The sequence below is a fragment of the Streptomyces sp. NPDC051921 genome, assembly GCF_040680975.1.
Taxonomy (GTDB): Bacteria; Actinomycetota; Actinomycetes; order Streptomycetales; family Streptomycetaceae; genus Streptomyces.
Genome location: NZ_JBFAXU010000012.1, coordinates 205,085 through 228,613, shown reverse-complemented (window position 1 = coordinate 228,613; position 23,529 = coordinate 205,085). Strand labels below are relative to the sequence as shown.

Annotated in this window: 19 protein-coding genes; 9 read left to right on the top strand and 10 right to left on the bottom strand. The window is 69.4% G+C overall.

From position 1 onward, the window contains the following. Window positions 1–49 precede the first annotated feature (49 nt). Window positions 50–1,432 carry a serine hydrolase domain-containing protein gene (locus AB0M16_RS18375; protein ID WP_365343997.1) on the bottom strand — a complete coding sequence of 461 codons (1,383 nt, stop codon included), beginning with the start codon at window positions 1,430–1,432 and terminating at the stop codon, window positions 50–52. 191 nt (window positions 1,433–1,623) lie between these two features. On the opposite strand from AB0M16_RS18375, the gene AB0M16_RS18370 reads away from it, so the two are divergent. Continuing rightward, window positions 1,624–2,187, top strand: coding sequence for a dihydrofolate reductase family protein (locus AB0M16_RS18370; protein WP_365343994.1), 564 nt, complete (start codon window positions 1,624–1,626; stop codon window positions 2,185–2,187). Between the two features lie 135 nt (window positions 2,188–2,322). Here AB0M16_RS18370 and AB0M16_RS18365 read toward each other — a convergent pair whose 3' ends face one another. Together AB0M16_RS18365 and dnaB are read right to left on the bottom strand one after the other, a co-directional pair. Next, window positions 2,323–3,186 carry a hypothetical protein gene (locus AB0M16_RS18365; RefSeq protein ID WP_365343992.1) on the bottom strand — a complete coding sequence of 288 codons (864 nt, stop codon included), beginning with the start codon at window positions 3,184–3,186 and terminating at the stop codon, window positions 2,323–2,325. Between the two features lie 174 nt (window positions 3,187–3,360). Then, window positions 3,361–4,818 (bottom strand): replicative DNA helicase, encoded by a 1,458-nt coding sequence (gene dnaB / locus AB0M16_RS18360; RefSeq protein ID WP_365344020.1) that lies wholly within the window; start codon window positions 4,816–4,818, stop codon window positions 3,361–3,363. Between the two features lie 442 nt (window positions 4,819–5,260). On the opposite strand from dnaB, the gene AB0M16_RS18355 reads away from it, so the two are divergent. After that, a complete protein-coding gene (locus tag AB0M16_RS18355) occupies window positions 5,261–6,598 on the top strand; it encodes an MATE family efflux transporter (RefSeq protein WP_365343990.1) in 1,338 nt (445 codons plus the stop codon). An 89-nt stretch (window positions 6,599–6,687) separates the two neighbouring features. Here AB0M16_RS18355 and rplI read toward each other — a convergent pair whose 3' ends face one another. The 4 genes from rplI to rpsF form a co-directional block, all read right to left on the bottom strand. Continuing rightward, window positions 6,688–7,134 (bottom strand): 50S ribosomal protein L9, encoded by a 447-nt coding sequence (gene rplI / locus AB0M16_RS18350; RefSeq protein WP_365343988.1) that lies wholly within the window; start codon window positions 7,132–7,134, stop codon window positions 6,688–6,690. Between the two features lie 18 nt (window positions 7,135–7,152). Then, window positions 7,153–7,389: a 30S ribosomal protein S18 gene (gene rpsR, locus AB0M16_RS18345; RefSeq protein WP_128983236.1), complete on the bottom strand. Its 237-nt coding sequence runs from the start codon at window positions 7,387–7,389 to the stop codon at window positions 7,153–7,155. Between the two features lie 58 nt (window positions 7,390–7,447). Further along, a complete protein-coding gene (locus AB0M16_RS18340) occupies window positions 7,448–8,026 on the bottom strand; it encodes a single-stranded DNA-binding protein (RefSeq protein ID WP_365343986.1) in 579 nt (192 codons plus the stop codon). A 72-nt stretch (window positions 8,027–8,098) separates the two neighbouring features. Next, the gene (gene rpsF, locus AB0M16_RS18335) at window positions 8,099–8,389 is read right to left on the bottom strand and encodes a 30S ribosomal protein S6 (RefSeq protein ID WP_005482942.1); all 291 of its coding nucleotides are present in this window, start codon (window positions 8,387–8,389) and stop codon (window positions 8,099–8,101) included. 287 nt (window positions 8,390–8,676) lie between these two features. Here rpsF and AB0M16_RS18330 point away from each other — a divergent pair, with 287 nt between their 5' ends. From AB0M16_RS18330 to AB0M16_RS18320, 3 genes are all read left to right on the top strand, one after another. Next, window positions 8,677–8,976 carry a hypothetical protein gene (locus tag AB0M16_RS18330; protein WP_365343984.1) on the top strand — a complete coding sequence of 100 codons (300 nt, stop codon included), beginning with the start codon at window positions 8,677–8,679 and terminating at the stop codon, window positions 8,974–8,976. Window positions 8,977–9,102: 126 nt separating this feature from the next. Further along, window positions 9,103–10,221: a peptidoglycan bridge formation glycyltransferase FemA/FemB family protein gene (locus AB0M16_RS18325; RefSeq protein WP_365343982.1), complete on the top strand. Its 1,119-nt coding sequence runs from the start codon at window positions 9,103–9,105 to the stop codon at window positions 10,219–10,221. A 76-nt stretch (window positions 10,222–10,297) separates the two neighbouring features. Then, complete coding sequence (locus AB0M16_RS18320) at window positions 10,298–11,329, top strand: alanine racemase (RefSeq protein WP_365343980.1); 1,032 nt, start codon at window positions 10,298–10,300, stop codon at window positions 11,327–11,329. Window positions 11,330–11,402: 73 nt separating this feature from the next. On the opposite strand, the gene AB0M16_RS18315 is transcribed toward AB0M16_RS18320, so the two are convergent. Further along, window positions 11,403–12,896 carry a glycosyltransferase 87 family protein gene (locus AB0M16_RS18315; protein ID WP_365343978.1) on the bottom strand — a complete coding sequence of 498 codons (1,494 nt, stop codon included), beginning with the start codon at window positions 12,894–12,896 and terminating at the stop codon, window positions 11,403–11,405. A gap of 110 nt (window positions 12,897–13,006) precedes the next feature. Then, window positions 13,007–15,754 carry a transglycosylase domain-containing protein gene (locus AB0M16_RS18310; protein WP_365343976.1) on the bottom strand — a complete coding sequence of 916 codons (2,748 nt, stop codon included), beginning with the start codon at window positions 15,752–15,754 and terminating at the stop codon, window positions 13,007–13,009. 404 nt (window positions 15,755–16,158) lie between these two features. On the opposite strand from AB0M16_RS18310, the gene AB0M16_RS18305 reads away from it, so the two are divergent. The 3 genes from AB0M16_RS18305 to AB0M16_RS18295 all read left to right on the top strand — a co-directional run bounded on the left by AB0M16_RS18305 (window position 16,159) and on the right by AB0M16_RS18295 (window position 19,343). Then, window positions 16,159–16,848 (top strand): helix-turn-helix transcriptional regulator, encoded by a 690-nt coding sequence (locus AB0M16_RS18305; RefSeq protein ID WP_365343974.1) that lies wholly within the window; start codon window positions 16,159–16,161, stop codon window positions 16,846–16,848. A gap of 46 nt (window positions 16,849–16,894) precedes the next feature. Then, the gene (locus tag AB0M16_RS18300) at window positions 16,895–17,977 is read left to right on the top strand and encodes an inositol-3-phosphate synthase (RefSeq protein WP_365343972.1); all 1,083 of its coding nucleotides are present in this window, start codon (window positions 16,895–16,897) and stop codon (window positions 17,975–17,977) included. Window positions 17,978–18,056: 79 nt separating this feature from the next. Further along, complete coding sequence (locus tag AB0M16_RS18295) at window positions 18,057–19,343, top strand: MFS transporter (RefSeq protein WP_365343970.1); 1,287 nt, start codon at window positions 18,057–18,059, stop codon at window positions 19,341–19,343. Window positions 19,344–19,444: 101 nt separating this feature from the next. On the opposite strand, the gene AB0M16_RS18290 is transcribed toward AB0M16_RS18295, so the two are convergent. Then, window positions 19,445–20,890 carry a CCA tRNA nucleotidyltransferase gene (locus AB0M16_RS18290; protein WP_365343968.1) on the bottom strand — a complete coding sequence of 482 codons (1,446 nt, stop codon included), beginning with the start codon at window positions 20,888–20,890 and terminating at the stop codon, window positions 19,445–19,447. A gap of 224 nt (window positions 20,891–21,114) precedes the next feature. Here AB0M16_RS18290 and AB0M16_RS18285 point away from each other — a divergent pair, with 224 nt between their 5' ends. Then, complete coding sequence (locus tag AB0M16_RS18285; protein WP_365343966.1) at window positions 21,115–23,529, top strand: DUF6049 family protein; 2,415 nt, start codon at window positions 21,115–21,117, stop codon at window positions 23,527–23,529.

Sequence of the window (23,529 nt, the reverse complement as noted above, 5' to 3'; positions counted from 1 at the left end):
GTGAGGCGCTGTTTCACGTGAAACAGCGCCTCACCCGCGGCCGGCCCGCTCAGAGGCCTCGCCAGCCCGCCTCGTCCACACCGCCGGGCACGGCTTCCCCCTGCTCGTAAGGCTCCCGGGTGAAGACGAACGAACCCAGATCGAGGTGACTCACCGTGCCGTCCGGACGTCGCACGACCCGGAGCGTCTCCCCCTGGTAGTAGCCGTCGAGACCGATCCAGCCGCCCTCGGGCAGCGCGCGGAACGTCGCCCGCCGCCCGGCCCCCCGCAGCGGCTCCAGGACCACCCCGCCCCGAGGACCGACCCGCAGCCCGTACGCGTACGTCCCCCAGTACCAGGGGCCGGTGAGCGCGAGCAGTTCCTCGTCGACCTCGGCCTCAGGAAGCGGCCTCCAGGGCTCCGGAATGCGCGGCTCGGCCTCGGCCACGATCCGGACGAGATCGGCGGCCACAGAGGACGGCAGAGGGCCTGACGTGGCGTTCGCGAGCGCCACAGCGGCCAGGCCGTCCTCGACGCACACCCAGAGGCCGGCGACGAAGCCCGGCAGCGAGCCCGTATGGCCGACGAGCGTCCGGCCGTCGTGACGCAGCAGTTGGAGGCCGAGGCCGTACCCCCACTCCGCGTCGCCGGGCGCAGGCGGCACCGCCGGTACCCGCATCTCCTCCACGGTCGCCCGGCTCAGCACCCGGTCGTCGCCCGCGGCCAGGAAGGCGGCGAACCGGCAGAGGTCGCCGACGGTCGACCAGAGCACTCCGGCCGGCGCCATGATCCCCAGGTCCTCCAGCGGTTCGGGAAGCATCACATCGGCCCACGGGTGCACCGCCCAGCCGCCCGCGTGCGGGGCGACCGGCCGCACCGACGTACGGCCGAGCCCCAGTGGCTCGAGGATCTCGGTACGCAGCGCCTCCTCCCAGGGCACCCCGCGGACGGCCTCGACCAGCGAACCCAGCAGCGTGTAACCGGGGTTGGAGTAGTGGAAGAGCCGCCCGGACGGATGCAGCAGGGGCCGCTCCCCCAGGACGTCGGCCAGCCCCGGCCGCGTGGTCCCAGGTGTCCGCTCCCACCACGGAGCCGGTGTCTCGGCGGCCAGGCCGGAGCTGTGCCCGAGGAGTTGAGCGATCGTCACCTCGCCCACCCCGGTGCCCTTCAGATGCTTCTCCAGCGGGTCGTCGAGACCGATGAGCCCCTCGTCCCTCAGCCGCATGACCAGAACCGCGGTGAACACCTTCGTGATCGAGCCGATCCTGAACTGCGTCTCGGCGTCCGGGGCATGCCCGTCGACGCAGGAGCGCGATCCGAACCAGACCGTGCGCCCGTCCCGCACAACGCCCGCGACGAAGGAGGGCGAGCGCCCCTCCGTCTGGGCGACGGCGATCCGGTGCAACAGCGCGCGCTCGGTACTGGGCAGCAGGTCTTCGAAGGTTGAGGTCATGCGGTCATCTTCACCCGGCACGACCTCGTTCGCGCTGTCCTTTTCGCCCGGCGCCCTGCTGCAGGGTCTCGCCGCCGATGACTGCCGGTCTTCTCTGAAATGCTGCGGGCGGGCGCAGATCGCGCACCGATGAGTTTCCCTCGCCGCGCCGGTCCGTCCTCATGAGGCCGACTCACGAAAGGCTGGGCGCCATGCGGAAACTGATCTACGGCATGAACCTCTCCCTGGACGGCTACATCGCCGCCCCTGGCGACGACATCGGCTGGAGCGTGCCGAGCGACGAGCTGTTCCAGTTCTGGTCCGTCCAGTTGCAGGCGACCGACCTGTCGCTGTACGGGCGCAAGCTGTGGCAGACGATGAGCTCCCACTGGCCGACGGCCGACCAGCAGCCCGACGCCACCCCTGCGGAGATCGAGTTCGCTCGCCGCTGGCGGGACATGTCGAAGGTGGTGTTCTCCTCGACCATCGACGAGGTCGAAGGGAACACCCGCCTGGTCACCGGCGACGCGGTCGCCGAGATCAGCCGGCTCAAGGCCGAGGACGGCGGCCCGATGGCCATCGGCGGCGCGACGCTCGCCGGGGCGGCCATGCGGGCCGGGCTGATCGACGAGTACCTGCTGGCCACCGCGCCGGTCCTGGTGGGCGGCGGCACGCCGTTCTTCACCGCGCTGGACAGCCGGGTGAACCTGAACCTGGTGGAGACGCGGACGCTTCCCGGCGGCGTGCTTCTGACCAGGTACGAGACGCGGCGCTGAGTCACCACGGCGCTGTAGGATCTCGCGGCTCGTGTCAGACACCACCGCTGTGACCTGCGGCTCCCGGAGCCGCCTCACGATGTGTCGGGGTTGATCAGTCTCACCACGGGTGCCGGATCCCCAGGGCCGAAAACGTCACTCGTCTTCGTCGTCGAAGTCGTAGGGCGGGATGGTCCATCGCATCACCATCCCGCCCGCCTCGTCGGCTTCAAGCGTGACCGGGTATACCTGGCCGGCGTCCCGCTCACCGCGGTGCCTCATCGAGTGGTCGCCCTGATCCCATTCGATGCCAAGCACCTGACAGCCGCCAACCCCGATCGCTCCGGCGCGTAGCGGATGGTGCCACCCGGCTCGCCGGAAACGGTGGTAGTCGGTGTGCTTGTCGATCGAGACCACAAGGCCCTTGCCGTGGAGGCGGTCACACCAGGCGGTGAGTTCGGCCGCGAGGGCTGCCGCCTCGGCCAGCGGGAGATCGAGCCACCCATGCGGTCCTTCGACACCGTACTGCGCGATCCGCTCACCGCCGAACTCGGCGTGCGCGTCGTCCGCGTACCGGCCCCAGTAGAAGACGTCAGCGAGCCCATCGGCTGGCTCACTGTCCGTTCCCGTCCACGTGTCCAGCCCTGCGGCGTCGCCGATGACCATGCCGCACCGGTCAACGGGCAGGTCCCCGAGCCGGACCGGCACTGATCGGTCCGCAGCCCCGGGCCACGGAAGGCCGAGGCCAATCTCCAGGGTCGCAATCGTCGGCTCTTCGTCGAACGGAGATGGCGAGGTGCTCGCCCTCACCCTCAACGGTCGGTCGTCGGCGGCCGGGACGGCAGCCGCCTCGCACAACCACTCACGAAGATGGCCTCCTCCCGAGGATGCGGCCGTCCTGGCGCGCTCGGACAGGGGCTGGCCCAATTCCCGCCAGTAGTCGATCCACCCGGCCATGCCGAGCACCAGCACTCCGGACGGCACGGTGACGGTTCCGAGGTCGACGAAGGTCTCAGGCATGCGCCGATTGTGCCTTGCCAGTACGACAGGATTCGTTGCGAGGTATCGGTACCCGTTGCCAGAGCCTCCGAGCTGCGACAGCGACCTGCGAATCTCAGCTCGTGCCGGATCCGACTATCCGACACCGACCGTGAGATTCCGACACGAAATTTGAGACCCTACAGGCGCGACGGATCAGGTCTGCGCCATGTCCACGAAGCGCGAGTAGTGACCCTGGAAGGCCACCGTGATGGTCGCCGTCGGACCGTTACGGTGCTTGCCGACGATGATGTCGGCCTCGCCCGCGCGCGGGGACTCCTTCTCGTAGGCATCCTCGCGGTGGAGCAGGATGACCATGTCCGCGTCCTGCTCGATCGAGCCGGACTCACGCAGGTCGGAGACCATCGGCTTCTTGTCCGTGCGCTGTTCCGGTCCACGGTTCAGCTGGGAGAGCGCGATGACCGGGAGCTCCAGCTCCTTGGCGAGGAGCTTCAGGTTTCGCGACATGTCCGAGACCTCCTGCTGGCGGCTCTCGGAGCGCTTGCCACCGGACTGCATCAGCTGGAGGTAGTCGATGACGACGAGCTTGAGGCCGTTGCGCTGCTTGAGGCGGCGGCATTTGGCGCGGATCTCCATCATCGACAGGTTCGGCGAGTCGTCGATGTAGAGCGGGGCCTGCGAGACGTCCGGCATCCGGCGGGCCAGCCGCGTCCAGTCCTCGTCGGTCATGGTGCCGGAGCGCATGTGGTGCAGCGCCACCCGGGCCTCGGCCGAGAGCAGTCGCATCGCGATCTCGTTGCGGCCCATTTCGAGGGAGAAGATGACGCTGGGCAGGTTGTTCTTGATGGACGCGGCACGGGCGAAGTCCAGGGCGAGCGTCGACTTACCCATGGCGGGACGGGCGGCGATGATGATCATCTGCCCGGGGTGCAGACCGTTGGTGAGCGCGTCGAGGTCGGTGAAGCCGGTGGGCACACCGGTCATCTCGCCGCTGCGGGAGCCGATCGCCTCGATCTCGTCGAGCGCGCCCTCCATGATGTCGCCGAGGGGCAGATAGTCCTCGGTGGTGCGCTGCTCGGTGACCTGGTAGATCTCGGACTGGGCCCGGTTGACGATCTCGTCGACGTCGCCGTCGGCTGCGTATCCCATCTGCGTGATCTTGGTGCCGGCCTCCACGAGGCGGCGCAGCACGGCCCGCTCGTGGACGATCTCCGCGTAGTACGAGGCGTTGGCGGCGGTCGGCACCGACTGGACGAGCGTGTGCAGGTACGAGGCACCGCCGACACGGGTGATCTCACCGCGCTTGGTGAGCTCGGCGCCGACCGTGATGGGGTCGGCGGGCTCGCCCTTCGCGTACAGGTCGAGGATCGCCGCGTAGACGGTCTCGTGGGCCGGCTTGTAGAAGTCGTGGCCCTTGATGATCTCGACGACGTCGGCGATGGCGTCCTTGGAGAGGAGCATGCCGCCGAGGACGGACTGCTCGGCGTCCAAGTCCTGCGGGGGGACGCGCTCGAAGCCGGACAGCCCGGAGTCCCAGCCGCCCTCGCTGCCGCGCTCGTGCTGGTCCTCCCGCCCGCGTCCGCGGCCACGGGGCTCGCGGGTACGGGTGGGCAGCCGGTCGCTGGGTCCGCTGTCGGCCCAGGGATCGTCCATGGGCTCGGGAATGCTCACCAAGCCACCTCCTCCCGTCCGCTCCGCGGACCTCGCCGTGCCACTCTTTCTTACGCCACGGCTCGGACAAAAAAGAGGCTTTGACTCCGCTTCTGGCGCGTCGTGCGCCGGACCACGGTAGGCCCGCGGGCACCGTCAGCCAATCTGGTTATCCACAGGGCCTGTGGGTGAAGGTCCAGATGCTGTGGAGAACTCCCCAGAACCTGTGCACGGACCGGGGGACAGCCATGTGGACAAACTCATAACCGCCTCCACCAAACACCTCTGACCTGCAGTTCTTCCATCCACCGGCTGTGGGGGAGAAAAACTTCGCCACCCGGATCAAGATCAGAACAAACGGCGCACAGCCGAAGGCTCCCTCCCACACAAAGTAAGGATCACTAACCGATTGCGTCTCTTACCTGTGGAAGATTAGATTGAGCGCATGCACCAGGCTCACGCGACCCCCAAGGCCGTTCGACGGCAACACGACCGCGAGATCGTCTCGTTGGCCGTCCCGGCCTTCGGCGCACTCGTCGCCGAGCCCCTCTTCCTCATGGTCGACAGCGCCATTGTCGGCCACCTCGGCACGCCCCAGCTCGCCGGACTCGCCATCGCCTCGGCCCTCCTGTCCACGGCCGTGAGCGTCTTCGTCTTCCTCGCCTACGCGACCACCGCAGCCGTCGCCCGACGCGTCGGCGCCGGCGATCTCCAGGCCGCCATCCGCCAGGGCGTCGACGGCATCTGGCTCGCCCTCCTCCTCGGCGCCGCCGTGGTCGCCGTCCTGCTGCCCACCGCGCCCTGGCTCGTGGACCTCTTCGGCGCCTCCGACACGGCCGCCCCCTACGCGGTCACCTACCTGCGCATCTCCAGTCTCGGCATCCCCGCCATGCTGATGGTCCTCGCCGCCACCGGCGTCCTGCGCGGTCTCCAGGACACCCGCACCCCGCTGTACGTCGCCATCGGCGGCTTCACCGCCAACGCTGCCCTCAACCTCGGCCTGGTCTACGGCGCCGGGCTCGGCATCGCGGGCTCCGCCTGGGGCACGGTCATCGCCCAGCTCGGCATGGCCGGCGCCTATCTCTTCGTGGTCGTCCGCGGTGCCCGGCGGCACGGCGCCTCGCTCCGCCCGGATGCCGCAGGCATCCGCGCCTGCGCCCAGGCCGGCGCCCCGCTCCTGATCCGTACGCTCTCACTGCGGGCCGTGCTCATGATCGCCACCATCGTGGCCGCCCGCCTCGGCGACGCCGATGTCGCCGCCCACCAGATCATCCTGTCCCTGTGGAGCCTGATGGCCTTCGCGCTCGACGCGATCGCCATCGCCGGACAGGCCATCATCGGACGCTATCTCGGCGCCGATGACGCGGACGGCGCCCGTCAGGTCTGCCGGCGAATGATCCAGTGGGGAGTGGTCTCCGGCGTCGTGCTCGGAGCGCTGCTGGTCGTCACACGGCCGCTCTTCGTGCCGCTCTTCACCAGCGACCCCGCGGTCCAGGACGCACTGCTCCCCGCCCTCCTCGTCGTGGCGCTCTCACAGCCCGTCTCCGGGGTGGTCTTCGTCCTCGACGGGGTGCTCATGGGTGCGGGCGACGGCCCCTATCTGGCCTGGGCCATGCTGCTGACCCTGGCCGTCTTCGCGCCGGTCGCCCTGCTGGTGCCGACGCTGGGCGGCGGCCTTACGGCGCTATGGGGAGCGATGACCCTGATGATGAGCGTTCGCATGGCGACGCTCTGGCTCCGTGAACGCTCCGGCCGCTGGCTCGTCACGGGCGCCACACGCTGAGCGGTGTTTCACGTGAAACGGCGGAAGGGCCGCACCCCGAGGGGTGCGGCCCTTCCGTACTGCTGAGCGCAGTCTGCTCGATGGCAGCGTTACGCGGCGACGACCTCGACGCCGAGCTTCGCGGCAACCTCGGGGTGCAGACGCACGGACACCTGGTGCGAGCCCAGGGTCTTGATCGGCGAACCGAGCTCGACGCGACGCTTGTCGACGTCCGGGCCACCCGCGGTCTTGATCGCGGCAGCGATGTCGGCCGGGGTCACGGAGCCGAAGAGACGGCCGGCGTCGCCGGAGCGAACGGCCAGGCGCACCTTCGTGCCCTCGAGCTGGGCCTTGATCTCGTTGGCCTGCTCGATGGTCGCGATCTCGTGGATCTTGCGGGCGCGGCGGATCTGCGCCACGTCCTTCTCGCCACCCTTGGTCCAGCGGATCGCGAAACCGCGCGGGACCAGGTAGTTGCGAGCGTAGCCGTCCTTGACGTCGACGACGTCGCCAGCGGCACCGAGGCCGGAAACCTCGTGGGTGAGGATGATCTTCATTTTTCGGTCACCCTTCCCTTATCGCGCGGTGGACGTGTAGGGCAGCAGCGCCATCTCACGGCTGTTCTTGACGGCCGTGGCGACGTCACGCTGGTGCTGCGTGCAGTTGCCGGTCACGCGACGGGCACGGATCTTGCCGCGGTCGGAAATGAACTTCCGCAGCATGTTCGTGTCCTTGTAGTCGACGTACGCGACCTTGTCCTTGCAGAACGCGCAGACCTTCTTCTTAGGCTTGCGCACAGGCGGCTTCGCCATGGTGTTTCTCCTGTGTGATCAAGAAGTGGGGGTACGAGCTGCTTCCGGGGCGCAGGCCCTAGAAGGGAGGCTCGTCCGAGTAGCCGCCGCCGGAGTTGCCACCCCAGCCGCCACCGCCGCCGCCCTGCTGGCCGCCGGAGGGGGCACTGGAGGCCCAGGGGTCGTCGGAGGGAGCTCCGCCGCCCTGCTGGCCGCCGCCGGAGTTGCCACCCCAGCCGCCACCGCCGCCGCCCTGCTGGCCGCCGCCGCCGTAGCCGCCCTGGCCACCGCGACCGGTGGTGCGGGTGACCTTGGCCGTGGCGTTACGCAGGCTGGGGCCGACTTCCTCGACATCCAGCTCGTAGACCGTGCGCTTGACGCCCTCGCGGTCCTCGTAGGACCGCTGCTTCAGCCGGCCCTGCACGACGACGCGCATGCCCTTCTGAAGCGACTCGGCGACGTTCTCCGCCGCCTGACGCCAGACCGAGCAGGTCAGGAACAGGCTCTCGCCGTCCTTCCACTCGTTGGTCTGACGGTCGAAGGTGCGGGGAGTGGACGCGATGCGGAACTTCGCGACCGCCGCACCGGACGGGGTGAAGCGCAGCTCGGGGTCTTCGACAAGATTGCCGACGACCGTGATGACGGTCTCGCCTGCCATGGGTGAACCTCTCGGCGGGATTGCTGCTGGCTGCTAACTGCTACTCGGGCCCGAGTACCTGTGAGCGAAAGCTCAGTGGGTCTCGGGGCGGAGGACCTTGGTCCGGAGGACCGACTCGTTCAGGTTCATCTGGCGGTCGAGCTCCTTGACGACCGCAGGCTCGGCCTGCAGGTCGATGACCGAGTAGATGCCCTCGGGCTTCTTCTTGATCTCGTACGAGAGACGACGACGGCCCCAGGTGTCGACCTTCTCGACCTTTCCGTTGCCCTCACGGACGACGGAGAGGAAGTTCTCGATCAGGGGGGCGACAGCGCGCTCCTCCAGATCGGGGTCGAGGATGACCATCACCTCGTAGTGACGCATGTGGAACCCACCTCCTTTGGACTCAGCGGCCACGGTCGTTCCGTGGCAGGAGGGTCGTGATGCGTGAGCAACGGTATCCGCCGCCACTGACAGCCCCCCTCGACGAGCGAGGAGGTGCTGTCGAGGTCCTGGACGGACCAGGGCAGACACCGGTGCAGACCGTACAGAGTACCCGCACATCACCCTGCGGTTGAAATCCGACGGGGAGGGGACGCAATCTGTACACAACGGATGTGGGCGGCGTCACAATGGCGCCGCCCTCCGGACGGCACGCCAGGAGGTGCCCCATGGCACAGGCAATGCGACCCGACCCCGGACATTCCCTCTTCGCCACGGACGGCAAGCCCCACCCGCTCCAGGACGCCCTGATGGGAGTGACGCTCTTCCTCGGGATCCTGTCCTTCATCACGGCCCAGTTCCACAGCCTGCACGTGCTCGCGTCCTGGACCGGACTCATCGGCATCCTGACCGGTGCCTACGGACAGTTCATCTCCGTGACCACCCGGGAGCGCTTCCTCCTGATCGTCGGCCTCGGCGCCTCAGGGGTCGGCTTCTATCTCGGCATGTTCTACGGGGGCCTCGCCTGAGGCACGGGCCGGTCGGCCGCCTGGGGACACACGTCCCATCGGGGCGCTCCCCGGTCGCAGTAGGCTTCGGCGCGAGAGCCGGAGCCCCTGAACCGATGGGGACACACCTGCCGAGGAGCGCCCCGCATGAGCCTGACCCTGAGGACCATCAGCCGTGAGCAGCATCTGGCATTCATCCAGAGCCAGCCCGCGGCGAGCCACTGCCAGGTCCCGGCGTGGGCTGATGTGAAGACCGAGTGGCGCTCGGAGAACCTCGGCTGGTTCGACAAGTCCGGCGAGCTCGTCGGTGTGGGCCTGGTCCTCTACCGCCAGCTCCCGAAGATCAAGCGCTACCTGGCCTATCTGCCCGAGGGCCCGGTCATCAACTGGTACGCCCCCAATCTCGACGACTGGCTGCAGCCGATGCTGGCTCACCTCAAGCAGCAGGGCGCCTTCTCGGTGAAGATGGGCCCGCCGGTCGTCATCCGCCGCTGGGACTCCGCCGCCATCAAGTCCGGCATCCAGGATCCGGACGTCAAGCGTCTGAAGGACGTCGAGGCCACCCACATCGAGCCGCGCGCCTTCGAGGTCGCCGACCGGCTGCGGAAGATGGGCTGGCAGCAGGGCGAGGACGGCGGCGCCGGCTTCGGCGACGTCCAGCCGCGCTACGTCTTCCAGGTCCCGCTCGCGGGCCGCTCCCTCGACGACGTCCTCAAGGGCTTCAACCAGCTGTGGCGCCGCAACATCAAGAAGGCCGAGAAGGCCGGCGTCGAGGTCGTCCAGGGCGGCTACGAGGACCTCGCCGAGTGGCAGCGCCTCTACGAGATCACGGCCGTCCGCGACCACTTCCGGCCGCGCCCGCTCTCGTACTTCCAGCGCATGTGGACCGTCCTCAACAACGAGGACCCCAACCGCATGCGCCTCTACTTCGCCCGCCACAACGGCGTGAACCTCTCCGCCGCCACCATGCTCGTCGTGGGCGGTCACGTCTGGTACTCCTACGGCGCCTCCGACAACATCGGCCGCGAGGTCCGGCCCTCGAACGCGATGCAGTGGCGGATGCTGCGCGACGCGTACGCGATGGGCGCGACCGTCTACGACCTGCGGGGCATCTCGGACTCGCTGGACGAGACCGACCACCTCTTCGGTCTGATCCAGTTCAAGGTCGGCACGGGCGGCGAGGCCGTGGAGTACGTGGGCGAGTGGGACTTCCCGCTCAACAAGCTCCTGCACAAGGCCCTGGACATCTACATGTCGCGTCGCTGACGACGCGACCGAGGCTTTTGTAGTCTCGTACACACCTTTGATACACCGCAGCCACCAGAAAGGTTCCGGGCCGGCCATGGCGCTCTCCCTGTACGTCGACACCGCTCGCTGGCGGGCGCACCAGAAGACCGTGATCGACCAGTTCCCCGGTCTGATCCCGGTCTGCAAGGGCAACGGCTACGGCTTCGGCCACGAGCGCCTGGCGGACGAGGCCGCCCGGTTCGGCGCCGACATGCTCGCGGTGGGCACCACCTACGAGGCCGCCCGGATCAAGGACTGGTTCAGCGGCGATCTGCTGGTCCTCACCCCGTTCCGGCGGGGCGAGGAGCCGGTGCCGCTGCCGGACCGGGTGATCCGCTCGGTGTCCTCCGTGGACGGCGTGCACGCCCTGGTGGGCGCCCGCGTCGTCATCGAGTGCATGAGCTCGATGAAGCGCCACGGCGTCCACGAGGAGGACCTCGGCCGACTGCACGCCGCCATCGAGGACGTGCGCCTGGAGGGCTTCGCCCTGCACCTGCCGCTCGACCGCACCGACGGCACCGACGCCGTCGAGGAGGTCATCACCTGGATGGACCGGCTGCGGGCCGCCCGGCTGCCCCTGCACACCATGTTCGTCAGCCATCTGCGCGCCGACGAGCAGGCCCGGCTGCAGCAGCAGTTCCCGCAGACCCGGTTCCGCGCCCGGATCGGCACCCGGCTGTGGCTGGGCGACCACGAGGCGACCGAGTACCGCGGCGCGGTCCTCGACGTCACCCGGGTCGCCAAGGGGGACCGGTTCGGCTACCGGCAGCAGAAGGCCGCCTCCGACGGCTGGCTCGTGGTGGTCGCCGGCGGCACCTCGCACGGCGTCGGCCTGGAGGCCCCCAAGGCGATGCACGGCGTGATGCCGCGCGCCAAGGGCGTCGCGCGGGCCGGCCTCGCGACGGTCAACCGGAACCTTTCTCCGTTCGTCTGGGCCGGCAAGCAGCGCTGGTTCGCCGAGCCGCCGCACATGCAGGTGTCGATCCTGTTCGTGCCGGCCGACGCCCAGGAGCCGCAGGTCGGGGACGAGCTGGTCGCCCACCTGCGCCACACCACGACCCAGTACGACCGGATCGTCGAGCGCTGAGCCACGGACGCGGAGCGGCCCCCGGGGGAATCCCCGGGGGCCGCTCCGCGTCGTCGGCCGGGCCGCCGCCGGATCACGCCGGCGGCACGCCCCAGTCCACCCGCGGCCCCTCCACGGCCGGCGCCGCGTGCCGCGCCGGATGCGCCGCCCTGCCCAGGACGAAGACGTCCTCGGCTCCGTCCAGGACGCCGCCCGAGGGGTCGTCCGAGCCGTCCCGCCGCACCCCGTCCCGGTCGGGCGCCAGGATGTCGCGCACGACCAGGGCGCACAGGTAGAGCGTGCCGAGCAGGTGCAGGACGATCGCGAACTGGTAGCCGTCGGTCGGCAGCCCCTGCTTGTTGCCGCTCGTGGTGTAGGCGAGGTACAGCCAGATGCCGAGGAAGTACATGACCTCGCAGGCCTGCCAGATCAGGAAGTCCCGCCAACGCGGCCGGGCGAGCGCGGCGAGCGGGATGAGCCACAGCACGTACTGCGGCGAGTAGACCTTGTTGGTGAGCACGAACGCGGCAACGATCAGGAAGGCCAGCTGCACGAGACGCGGCCTGCGGGGCGCGTTGAACGCCAGATAGGCGAGCCCCGCGACCACCAGCATCATCAGGAACAGCGCGTAGTAGTTGGCCGTCTCCGGGCGGATCGACTGGCCCGTGATCTGGCTGATGAGCAGCCAGAACGAACCGAAGTCGATGTTCCGCTCCGTGCTGAACAGGTAGAACTGCTTCCAGCCCTCCGGCGCCAGGAGCGCCACCGGCAGGTTCACCACCAGCCAGGCCCCGGCCGCGCCCAGCACCGCCATGGCGAACGCACGCCACTTGCCGGCCCGCCAGCACAGCAGGAAGACGGGAACGAGCAGCAGTATCGGGTAGAACTTGGCGGCCGTCGCGAGCCCCAGCAGCACGCCGAAGCCCAACGGCCGGCTGCGCGACCACATCAGCAGCGCGGCCGCCGTCAGGGCGACCGCCAGCAGGTCCCAGTTGATGGTCGCCGTGAGCGCGAACGCGGGGGCCAGGGCCACGAGCAGGCCGTCCCAGGGGCGCCTGCGGTGCGTCCGGGCCACACAGACCGCCAGGACGGCCGTGCACACCAGGAGCAGGCCCGCGTTGGCCATCCAGAACGCCTGCTCGCGCTGCGTCAGATCGCCGTCGCCGGGCGTCAGCCAGGCCGCGACCTGCATGAACAGACCCGTCAGGACCGGGTACTCCAGGAACGGTATGTCGCCGCCGATCCGGTCGAAGTACGGGACCAGTCCCTCGGCGAAGCCCCGCCCGGAGAACAGGTGCGGGATGTCGGAGTAGCAGGCGTGGGTGTACTGGGAGGTGGACCCCCGGAACCAGGCCCAGTTGTAGCAGGGCAGCTTCTGCACCATGCCGAGCGCGAACATGCCGATGGCCACGAGCGCGATCACCCGCACCGGCGTGAGCTGCCCGGCACCGAGCAGCGCGCGGCGTCCGATCGGCCCGCCGAGCAGCTCGCTGCCGGCGGCCGCGACCTCGTCGGTGCGGGTGGGGCTGACCACCGGATCCTGCGGAGGGCTCGGCTTCTGCAGGCTCGGCTTCTGGAGGCTCGGCATGGGGGACATCCTGCCGTACGCCCCTGGCAAACGGTGAGGGCCGCCGCGCCCGGTGCCGTACACGAGGTACGGACCGGGCGCGGCGGCCCTCGAAGGATGCCGGGGGAGGCTCAGCCGCCCAGGCCCCAGGTACCGCCGTTCGGTTTTCCGCCACCGGCCGTGCTGGTGGCGGTGGCCGTCGGATCCGTGGGCGGCGTCGTGGTCGCGCCGCCGCTGGATCCGCCGCCGTCCTGGCCCGAGCTGGTGCCGCCGTTCGGGTCGCACGGCCAGTCCCAGACGCTGCAGGTCTTGCCCGGGTCGGGCGTCTTGCTCGGCTTGCCCGTGGGCGCCTGCGTCGACGGGGTCGAGGACGGCGTCGAGGACGGCGTCTCCGTCGGCGTCGGGGTCGGGCTGACCATGCCGCCGCCGTAGACGCCCTCGGCGTCGCCCAGGGGCTCGGGCGCCGGGAAGCTCTTCGCCTCGGTGCCCTTGAGCGCCTCGGTCATGTAGTCGTGCCAGATCCGCGAGGGGAACGAATTACCGTGGATCTTCGGCTGGTCACCGGTGCCGTACATGGACAGGAACTTGCGGTCCTTGAGCGTCTCGTCGTCCGCGAAGCGGTACATGTCGATCGCGGTCGACAGCTGCGGGGTGTACCCCACGAACCAGGCCGAGTTGTTGCCGTCGGTCGTACCCGTCTTGCCGGCCGCCTCGCGGTCGTCGAGCGCGGCCTTCCGGCCGGTGCCGCCCTTGACCACGCTCTTGAGGACGTCGGTCACGTTGCTGGCGACGGCCGTGGAGAACACCCTCTTGGGCCGGGCCTCGTGCTTGTACTTGACCTGGCCCTGCTTGAGGACCTTCTCCACCGAGTACACGTCGTTGCGCTCGCCGTTGTTGGCGAAGGTCGCATAGGCGCCCGCCATGCGGATCGCGCTGGGGTTGGAGATACCCAGGGAGAACGACGGCACGTTGGCCTTGACCAGCGAGCCCTCACGCAGACCGGCGTCGATGGCGGCCTGGCGGACCTTGTCGATGCCGACGTCCATGCCGAGCTGCACGTACGGCGAGTTCGCCGACTTCATCATGGCCGTGCGCAGGTTGATGTTCTTGTAGCTCGCGTCGTCGTCGTTGACCTGGAGCCACTCCCGGCCGTTCTCGTCGTGCCAGATCGAGCCGTCGTAGTTCTTGATCTTCAGCTTGTTCTGGGCGTTGTAGTAGCTCTTGTCCGGGTCGACGAGCGTGCGGGTGGAGGCGTCCTGCTCCGCACCCATCTTCGGGTTCCGTACACCGTCACGCATCGCCGCGGCCAGCACGAAGGGCTTGAAGGTCGAGCCGACCTGGGCACCGGTCTCGTCGGCGTTGTTGGTGAAGTGCGTGGTGGCGTTGGCACCGCCGTAGATCGCCACGATCGCGCCCGTCTCGGGGTTGACCGAGGCACCGCCGAACTGGACGTGGCTGTCCTTGTCGGGGCGCTTCTTCGGGTCGATGTACTCGTCGTAGACCGACTTCACGGCCTTCTCGAGCGCGTTGACCTTCTTCTTGTCGAAGGTCGTGTAGATCTCGTAGCCGCCGCGGGCGAGGTCCTGCTCGCTGATGCCCAGCTCGCTGTTGTTGAGGACGCTCTTCTGCGCCGTCCGCACCAGATAGCCGATCTGGCCGCCCAGCTGGGCGCCCTGGGTGCGCGGCTTCACCTTGGGGAACTCGGGGTACTTCGCGCGCTCGGTGGCGGGCAGGCTGCCGTCCTTGACCATCTCGTCGAGGATCCACGTCCAGCGCTTCTGGGCACGGTCGGTGTTCGCCTGCGCGGTGGCCGCCGGGTCGATGTCGACGCTGCCGGCCGGGTCGTAGTAGGTCGCGCCCTTGAGCAGCGAGGCGAGGAAGGCGCACTCACTGGGGTTGAGCTGGCTGGCGTTCTTGCCGAAGTAGGTGCGGGCCGCGGCCTGGATGCCGTAGGCGCCCCGGCCGTAGTACGAGGTGTTGAGGTAGCCCGCCATGATCTCGGACTTGTCCTTCTCGTTACCGACGCGCATCGAGATGAAGAGTTCCTTCACCTTGCGGGTCACCGTCTGCGACTGGTCGTCGAGGCGGTTGTTCTTCACGTACTGCTGGGTGATGGTCGAGCCACCCTGGGTCTCGCCGCCCTTGGCCATGTTCCACACCGCGCGGCCGATGCCCATGGGGTCGATACCGGAGTCGGTCCAGAAGGTCTTGTTCTCCGCCGAGACCACGGCGTCCTGCATGGCCCGGGGGATCTGCGCGTACGCGACGATCTGACGGTTGACCTCACCGCCGGTCGCGGCCATCTGCGTGCCGTCGGACCAGTAGAAGACGTTGTTCTGCTGCTTGGCGCTGATGGCCTCGTCGGGGATGCCCACCATGGCGTACGCGATCGTCGCCGCGCCCATGAGGCCGCCGAAGAACGTCAGGAAGAGGCCCGTCGTGAGCTTCCACGAGGGCATCCAGCGGCGCCAGCCGTACTTCCCGTACCGCGGGTAGTCGATGATCCGCTTCTTGCCGGGCGGGCGTCCGCCGTCGTTGCGGCCCCGCCCGGGACCGCCACTCCGGCCGCCGCCGCCCCCACCACGCCGGCCACCAGGGCCACCGGGGCCCCCGGGGCCGCCCGGGCCCCCGGCGCCCTCGGGCGCACGCCTGCGCCCGCCGCGCTGGGCGGCGCGCCGGGCCTCGGCGCGCCCGCCGTACGGGCGCTGCTCCTCTCCATAAGAGGAAGGCGGTCCGTACGAGGCCGAAGGAGACCCCGTGCTGACCTCTCGGCCCTGGGCCGGCCCGCGGCCCATCGGCTGCTGGGCGGCGCGCCGGGCCGCAGCGCGACCGCCACTCGGCGGCTGCTGCTGCGGCATTTTGCGACGATGCTCGCTCATCGAACGACTACTCCTCGGGCAGGCCCACAGGCCTGGAAGCGGCAGTTGAGTTCCGGTCCCCCCGAAATGCACACGGCCGGACCTCGGACAAGACCCCACCGTGCCGCAGCCGGTCACCCGCTTCACTGACGCCCTGCGGCATCGCTCGGTTCCCGGTGGTCTGCATGCCGCACAGACTACGCACGGTCAAAACCTGCCTAGGGCCGAACATCACCCCAAATCCGGCAAGTCGATTGCTGTGAATTGACGATGTGACGCCGGTCACCCGAGCCCCACTTGTCGCATCCGTGGGGCCGTTCTATCGTCGGGATGTATCGAGTCGATACATCAGCGCGGCACATCGACTCGGCATATGGGTTTTCCACAGTCCGAGAGACGAGTCCCGAGAGCGGAGGAGGCGACGCATGAGCAGGCGCTCAGGAATTCTCGAGTTCGCCGTTCTCGGTCTGCTCCGCGAAGCCCCCATGCACGGGTACGAGCTGCGCAAGCGGCTCAACACCTCCCTGGGGATCTTCCGGGCCTTCAGCTACGGGACGCTCTATCCGTGCCTCAAGACGCTGGTCGCCAACGGCTGGTTGATCGAGGAGCCGGGCAGCGCCCCCGAAGAAGCCGTGGCGGCTTCACTCGCAGGACGCCGCGCCAAGATCGTCTACCGGTTGACGGCCGAAGGTAAGGAGCACTTCGAGGAGCTCCTCTCCCACACCGGCCCCGACGCCTGGGAGGACGAGCACTTCGCCGCCCGCTTCGCCTTCTTCGGCCAGACCGAGCGCGAGGTGCGGATGCGGGTGCTCGAGGGCCGCCGCAGCCGGCTGGAGGAGCGCCTGGAGAAGATGCGCGCCTCTCTGGCCCGCACGCGCGAGCGCCTCGACGACTACACGCTCGAGCTGCAGCGCCACGGTATGGAGTCCGTGGAGCGCGAAGTGCGCTGGCTGAACGAGCTCATCGAGAGTGAGCGGGCGGGGCGGGATCAGCGATCCGGCCCCGACGCCCCCGAGGGCGCCGCTCAGCAGCACAAGGAATCTGGAGAAACGGGCGGCCTGCCCCGGCACGGGGGCAGTACCCGGCCGGATCCGTCCGACGACACCGCCAAGTGAAACCCTGCCTCGCAGGGCTTCCACGATCACACAGGGAGCAACCGGAATGGGTTCGGTTCGCGTAGCCATCGTCGGCGTGGGCAACTGCGCCGCCTCGCTGGTGCAGGGCGTCGAGTACTACAAGGACGCCGACCCGGCGACCAAGGTGCCCGGCCTGATGCACGTCCAGTTCGGCGACTACCACGTCGGTGACGTGGAGTTCGTGGCCGCGTTCGACGTCGACGCGAAGAAGGTCGGCCTCGACCTGTCGGACGCCATCGGCGCCAGCGAGAACAACACCATCAAGATCTGCGACGTCCCCAACAAGGGCGTCACGGTCCAGCGTGGTCACACCCTCGACGGCCTCGGCAAGTACTACCGCCAGACCATCGAGGAGTCCGCCGAGACCCCGGTCGACGTCGTCCAGGTCCTCAAGGACAAGCAGGTCGACGTGCTCGTCTGCTACCTGCCCGTGGGCTCCGAGGACGCGGCGAAGTTCTACGCCCAGTGCGCCATCGACGCCAAGGTCGCCTTCGTCAACGCCCTCCCGGTCTTCATCGCCGGCACCAAGGAGTGGGCGGACAAGTTCACCGAGGCCGGTGTCCCGATCGTCGGTGACGACATCAAGTCCCAGGTCGGCGCCACCATCACGCACCGCGTCATGGCGAAGCTGTTCGAGGACCGCGGTGTCCGCCTCGAGCGCACGATGCAGCTGAACGTCGGCGGCAACATGGACTTCAAGAACATGCTCGAGCGCGAGCGCCTGGAGTCCAAGAAGATCTCGAAGACGCAGGCCGTCACCTCCCAGATCCCCGACCGGGACCTCGGTGAGAAGAACGTCCACATCGGCCCCTCGGACTACGTGGCCTGGCTGGACGACCGCAAGTGGGCGTACGTCCGCCTCGAGGGCCGTGCCTTCGGTGACGTTCCGCTGAACCTGGAGTACAAGCTCGAGGTGTGGGACTCCCCGAACTCCGCGGGTGTCATCATCGACGCCCTGCGTGCCGCGAAGATCGCCAAGGACCGCGGCATCGGCGGCCCGATCCTCTCCGCCTCCTCGTACTTCATGAAGTCCCCGCCGGTTCAGTACTTCGACGACGAGGCCCTGGCCAACGTCGAGAAGTTCATCAAGGGCGAGGTCGAGCGCTGACCTGACGGTCCAGCGGCTCGATGACGAGGGTCCCCGTGGCACTGCCCGGGGACCCTCCTCGTATGTGAGTCTTGCTGCCATGTCCGTCGTGCGTGATCTGCGCGTCCTCCTGCGCCTGCGCAACTTCCGCCGCCTGCTCGCCGTACGCCTGCTCTCCCAGTGCGCCGACGGCGTCTACCAGGTGGCGCTGGCCACGTACGTCGTCTTCTCTCCCGAGAAGGAGACCAGTCCCGCCGCCATCGCCTCAGCCATGGCGGTCCTGCTGCTCCCGTACTCCCTCGTCGGGCCCTTCGCCGGCGTCCTCCTGGACCGCTGGCGCCGCCGCCAGGTCTTCCTCTACGGAAACCTGCTGCGCGCCCTCCTCGCCGCCGGGACCGCGGCGCTCATCCTGGCCTCCGTGCCCGACTGGCTCTTCTACGCCTCCGCCCTCTCCGTCACCGCCGTCAACCGCTTCGTCCTGGCCGGCCTCTCGGCCGCACTCCCACGCGTGGTCGACGACGAACGGCTGGTCATCGCCAACTCCCTCTCGCCGACCGCCGGCACCCTCGCGGCGACGCTCGGCGGCGGGCTGGCCTTCGGGGTGCGCCTGATCGCCGACGACTCCGATGCCGTCGTCGTCCTGCTGGGCGCCGTGCTCTACCTCTGCTCCGCGCTCGCCTCGCTCCGGATGTCCCGTGAGCTCCTGGGCCCCGACCCCGAGCGGATCCAGCCCCGGCTCTCGGCAGCACTGGCCTCCACCGCCCGGGGGCTGGTGGACGGGCTACGGCACCTCTCCCAGCGTCGGCCCGCCGCCCGGGCGCTGGCCGCGGTCACCCTGATGCGCTTCTGCTACGGCGCCCTGTTCGTGACCGTGCTCATGCTCTCGCGCTACGCCTGGGGCACCACGCAGGCGGACGGTCTCGCCGTGCTCGGGCTCGCGGTCGCCGCCTCCGGTGCCGGATTCTTCGCGGCGGCGGTGCTCTCCCCCTGGGCGGTCGGGAAGCTGGGGCCGTTCGGCTGGATGACCTTGTGTACGGGCTCCGCCGCCGTCCTCACCCCCGCCCTGGGACTCACCTTCGCCCGGACGCCCTTCCTCGTGGCCGCCTTCATGCTCGGCCTGATCACCCAGGGCGCGAAGATCGCCACGGACACCATCGTGCAGACCTCGGTGGACGACGCCTATCGCGGCCGGGTCTTCTCCCTCTACGACGTGCTCTTCAACGTCGGGTTCGTGGGGGCGGCCGGGGTCGCGGCCCTGATGCTCCCGCCGAACGGACGCTCCCCCGCACTCGTGGTGCTCGTGTCCGCGCTGTACGCCGTCCTCGCGGCCTTCCTGTTCCGCACGGTCCGCGCCGACAGGGTCGGAGCCGCCGACGGGCAGGGGTGACGTTTCACGTGAAACATCACCCCTGCCCGCCAGGTACGGCAGTCGTGTTCCACGGTCGATGTTTCACGTGAAACATCGACCGTGGAACACCGTCGACGGTGTCAGTCGCTCTGGGTCGCCCACCACTCCTTGAGCGCGGCGACGGCGGCGTCGTGCCCCATCGGCCCGTTCTCCAGCCGCAGCTCCAGCAGGAACTTGTAGGCGCGGCCGACGGCCGGCCCGGGACGGATACCGAGGATCTCCTGGATCTCGTTGCCGTCGAGGTCGGGACGGATCGAGTCCAGCTCCTCCTGCTCCTGCAGCTGCGCGATGCGCTCCTCCAGGCCGTCGTAGGCGCGGGAGAGAGCGGCGGCCTTGCGCTTGTTGCGCGTGGTGCAGTCGGAACGCGTCAGCTTGTGGAGCCGGGAGAGCAGCGGTCCCGCATCCCGCACATAGCGACGGACGGCCGAGTCGGTCCACTCGCCCGTGCCGTAGCCGTGGAAGCGAAGGTGCAGCTCCACCAGCCGCGAGACATCCCTGATCATCTCGTTCGAGTACTTGAGCGCCGTCATGCGCTTCTTCGTCATCTTCGCGCCGACCACCTCGTGGTGGTGGAACGAGACCCGACCGTCCTTCTCGAAGCGACGGGTCCGCGGCTTGCCGATGTCGTGGAGCAGGGCCGCGAGGCGCAGCACCAGGTCCGGGCCGTCCTCCTCCAGGTCGATGGCCTGGTCGAGAACGGTGAGCGAGTGCTCGTAGACGTCCTTGTGCCGGTGGTGCTCGTCACTCTCCAGACGCAGTCCCGGCAGCTCGGGCACCACGTAGGCGGCGAGGCCCGTCTCGACGAGCAGCCCGAGGCCCTTGCGGGGGTGCGCGGAGAGCAGGAGCTTGTTGAACTCCTCACGAATGCGCTCGGCAGAGACGATCTCCAGCCGGTCGCACATCTCCGTCATCGCCGTGACGACCTCGGGGGCCACCTCGAAGTCCAGCTGGGCCGCGAAGCGCGCGGCACGCATCATGCGCAGCGGGTCGTCGGAGAAGGACTCCTCCGGGGTGCCCGGGGTCCGCAGGACCCGCTCGGCCAGGTCCTCGAGACCGCCGTGCGGGTCGATGAACTCCTTCTCCGGGAGCGCCACGGCCATGGCGTTGACGGTGAAGTCACGCCGGACCAGGTCCTCCTCGATGGAATCGCCGTAGGAGACCTCGGGCTTGCGCGAGGTGCGGTCGTACGCCTCCGAGCGGTACGTGGTGACCTCCACCTGGTAGCCGTCCTTCTGGCAGCCGACGGTGCCGAAGGCGATCCCGACCTCCCACACGGCCTCGGCCCACGGACGGACGATCTTCAGTACGTCCTCGGGGCGGGCGTCGGTGGTGAAGTCCAGGTCGTTGCCGAGACGGCCAAGGAGGGCGTCGCGTACCGAGCCGCCGACCAGCGCGAGGCTGAACCCGGCCTGCTGGAAGCGGCGGGCGAGGTCGTCGGCGACAGGGGACACACGCAGCAGCTCGCTGACCGCGCGGCGTTGCACCTGGCTCAGTGCAGTCGGGGTGTCTTCGTTGGCGTTCGGCACAACAGAAAAGGGTACGTGCCCCGGCTCACCGCGACGCCCCGGTTTTCCCCGCTGCCCGCCCGCGGCCCCGGTCGGATCCCGTCCACCTCGGCGACCCCGACCGCCATCAGCTGGAGCAGTCCCCGGCACTTGGCTGCCGCGTGCCTCGTTACCATGCCTGGACACAGCAACCGGGAACCACCGACACCACTGACACCACAGACAACGACGAGGACGGGCGACGCGTGGCCGAGGCGGCAGCTATCCAGGGGACCGTTCCCTCACCTGCCCGCCGCTGGCTGCGGCGCACGGCCTCCTTCGCCGTGGCCGTCCCGCTGCTGGCGGGGCTCCTCCAGGGTGTGACCGCCCCCCCTGCCGTGGCCGCCGAGAAGGCGAGCGGCTCCGGGTCCGTGGAGGTGTCGCTCGACACACTGACGCCGATTGCCCCGGTGGAGAGCGACACGCTCACCATCACGGGAACGGTCACCAACGAGAGCAAGCAGGCGGTGACCAACGCCACGGTCGACCTCCGCGTCGGCCCCCGGATGACCAGCCGCAGCGAGATCGAGGACATCGCCGATCGCGGCGCCTACCGCGACGGCCGCGACCCCGCCCCGCTCGGCAAGCCCTACAGCGTCGCCATCCCCCAGCTGGGAGCGGGGCTCAGCAAGGACTTCACGCTCACCGTTCCCGTCTCCAAGCTGGGTCTGGACGACGCCGGCGTCTATCAGCTCGGGGTGTCCCTCACCGGCCGGGCCGCGAGTCAGTCCTACGAGCGGGTACTCGGCATCGAGCGGACCTTCCTGCCGTACGAGCCCGAGGCCGTCGAGAAGAAGACCCAGCTCGCCTACCTCTGGCCGCTGATCTCCACGGCCCACGTCTCCGCCGAGACGGGCGCGAACCTGCAGCAGACCCCGGTCTTCGAGAACGACGACCTGGCCGCGGAGCTCGCCCCCGGGGGCCGGCTCCACGAGATGGTCGCGCTCGGCAGGGACCTGCCGGTGACCTGGGTGATCGACCCTGACCTGCTGGCCAGCGTCGACGCCATGACCGGGCCGTACATGGTCAAGCACGGGGCGACCGAGGTCCCCGGAAGGAACCAGGCCGTCGCCGAGCGCTGGCTGGACGCCCTGGAAAAGGCCGTGCAGGGCCGCAAGGTGGTCGCGCTGCCGTTCGCCGACCCCGACCTGGCCTCCCTCGCCCACCACGGCAAGGACGTCCCCGGTTCCCTCAGCCACCTCCAGCAGGCGACCGCCCTGGCCGGGTCCACCGTCGAGACCGTCCTCCACGTGAAGCCGTCCACCGACTTCTCCTGGCCCGTCGACGGCGCCGTGGACCCGTCCGTCATGGCCGTCGCCACCTCCGCCGGCGCGCGCAACGTGATCGCCCGTAGCGACAGCTTCCGAGACGACCTCTCGTACACGCCGACCTCGGCCCGTCCCATCGCCGGCGGCACCACCGCGATCGTCAGCGACGCCACCCTCTCCAAGGCCTTCCAGGGCGACCTGGTCCGGGCCGAGAACTCCACCCTGGCCGTCCAGGCCTTCCTCGCCCAGTCGCTCGCGGCCACCCTGGAGATGCCCGAGAAGGAGCGCAGCATCGTCGTCGCACCGCAGCGCATGCCGACCGCGGCGCAGGCGCACACCATGGCGGCGGCACTGAAGGGCCTGGCCCCGGGCCGCTGGACGCAGCCGCAGGACCTGCTGGCCGCGGCCGCGGCGGCACCGGACCCGGACGCGTCGCAGCGGGTACCGGGCAGTGGCTCGTACCCGAAGAAGTTGCGGGCTCAGGAGCTGTCGACCGACGCCTTCCGCCAGATGAAGGTCACCCGGGACGAGCTCGACGACTTCGAGGTGATCCTGACCGCCCCGGACCGCGTGGTGCCGCCCTTCACCAACGCGATCAGCCGCGAGATGTCGACCTCCTGGCGCGGCGAGGCCCCGTCGGCCGCGCTGTACCGCGAGGAGGTCCTGGCCTACCTGCGCAGCCTCACGAAGGAGGTGCAGCTGATCGAGAAGTCGGACCTCACGCTGTCCGGCCGCAGCGCCACCATCCCCGTGACCGTGCAGAACAAGCTGCTCCAGGGCGTGGACCACCTGGTGCTCCGGCTGTCCTCGAGCAACAAGACGCGCCTGGAGGTCAACGGCGCGCCCTTCGCCGAGCTGCCGGTGAAGATCGACGGCGGCCACAGCCAGTCGGTGAAGTTCCCCGCCTCGGCCAACGCCAACGGACCGGTCACGATGACGGCCCAGCTCTACACCGAGGACGGCACGCCGTATGGTGCGCCGATGAAGTTCACCGTGAAGGTCTCCGAGATCACCCCCACGGTGATGCTCGTGATCGCCGGCGGTGTGCTCCTGCTCGTCCTGGCCGGCATCCGGATGTACAGCCAGCGCAAGCGCGCCGCCGCCCGGAGCGCCGAGGCGGAGGCGGACGCGGAGGCGAAGGCCGCGGACGAGGCCGAGGCAGCGGAAGGCGAAGCCGACGCCGCGACCGCGGCCGAGGGCGCCACCGACGCCGAGCCCGAGGCGGAGACCGACCCGGAGACCGCGGCCGGGGACGAGCCCCGGACGGAATCCGAGCAGCCGAGTGACCCGACACCGGACACCGGGGCCGAAAGCGGCGACCCGTCGGGCCCGGGTGAGAAAGTGGACCGTTGA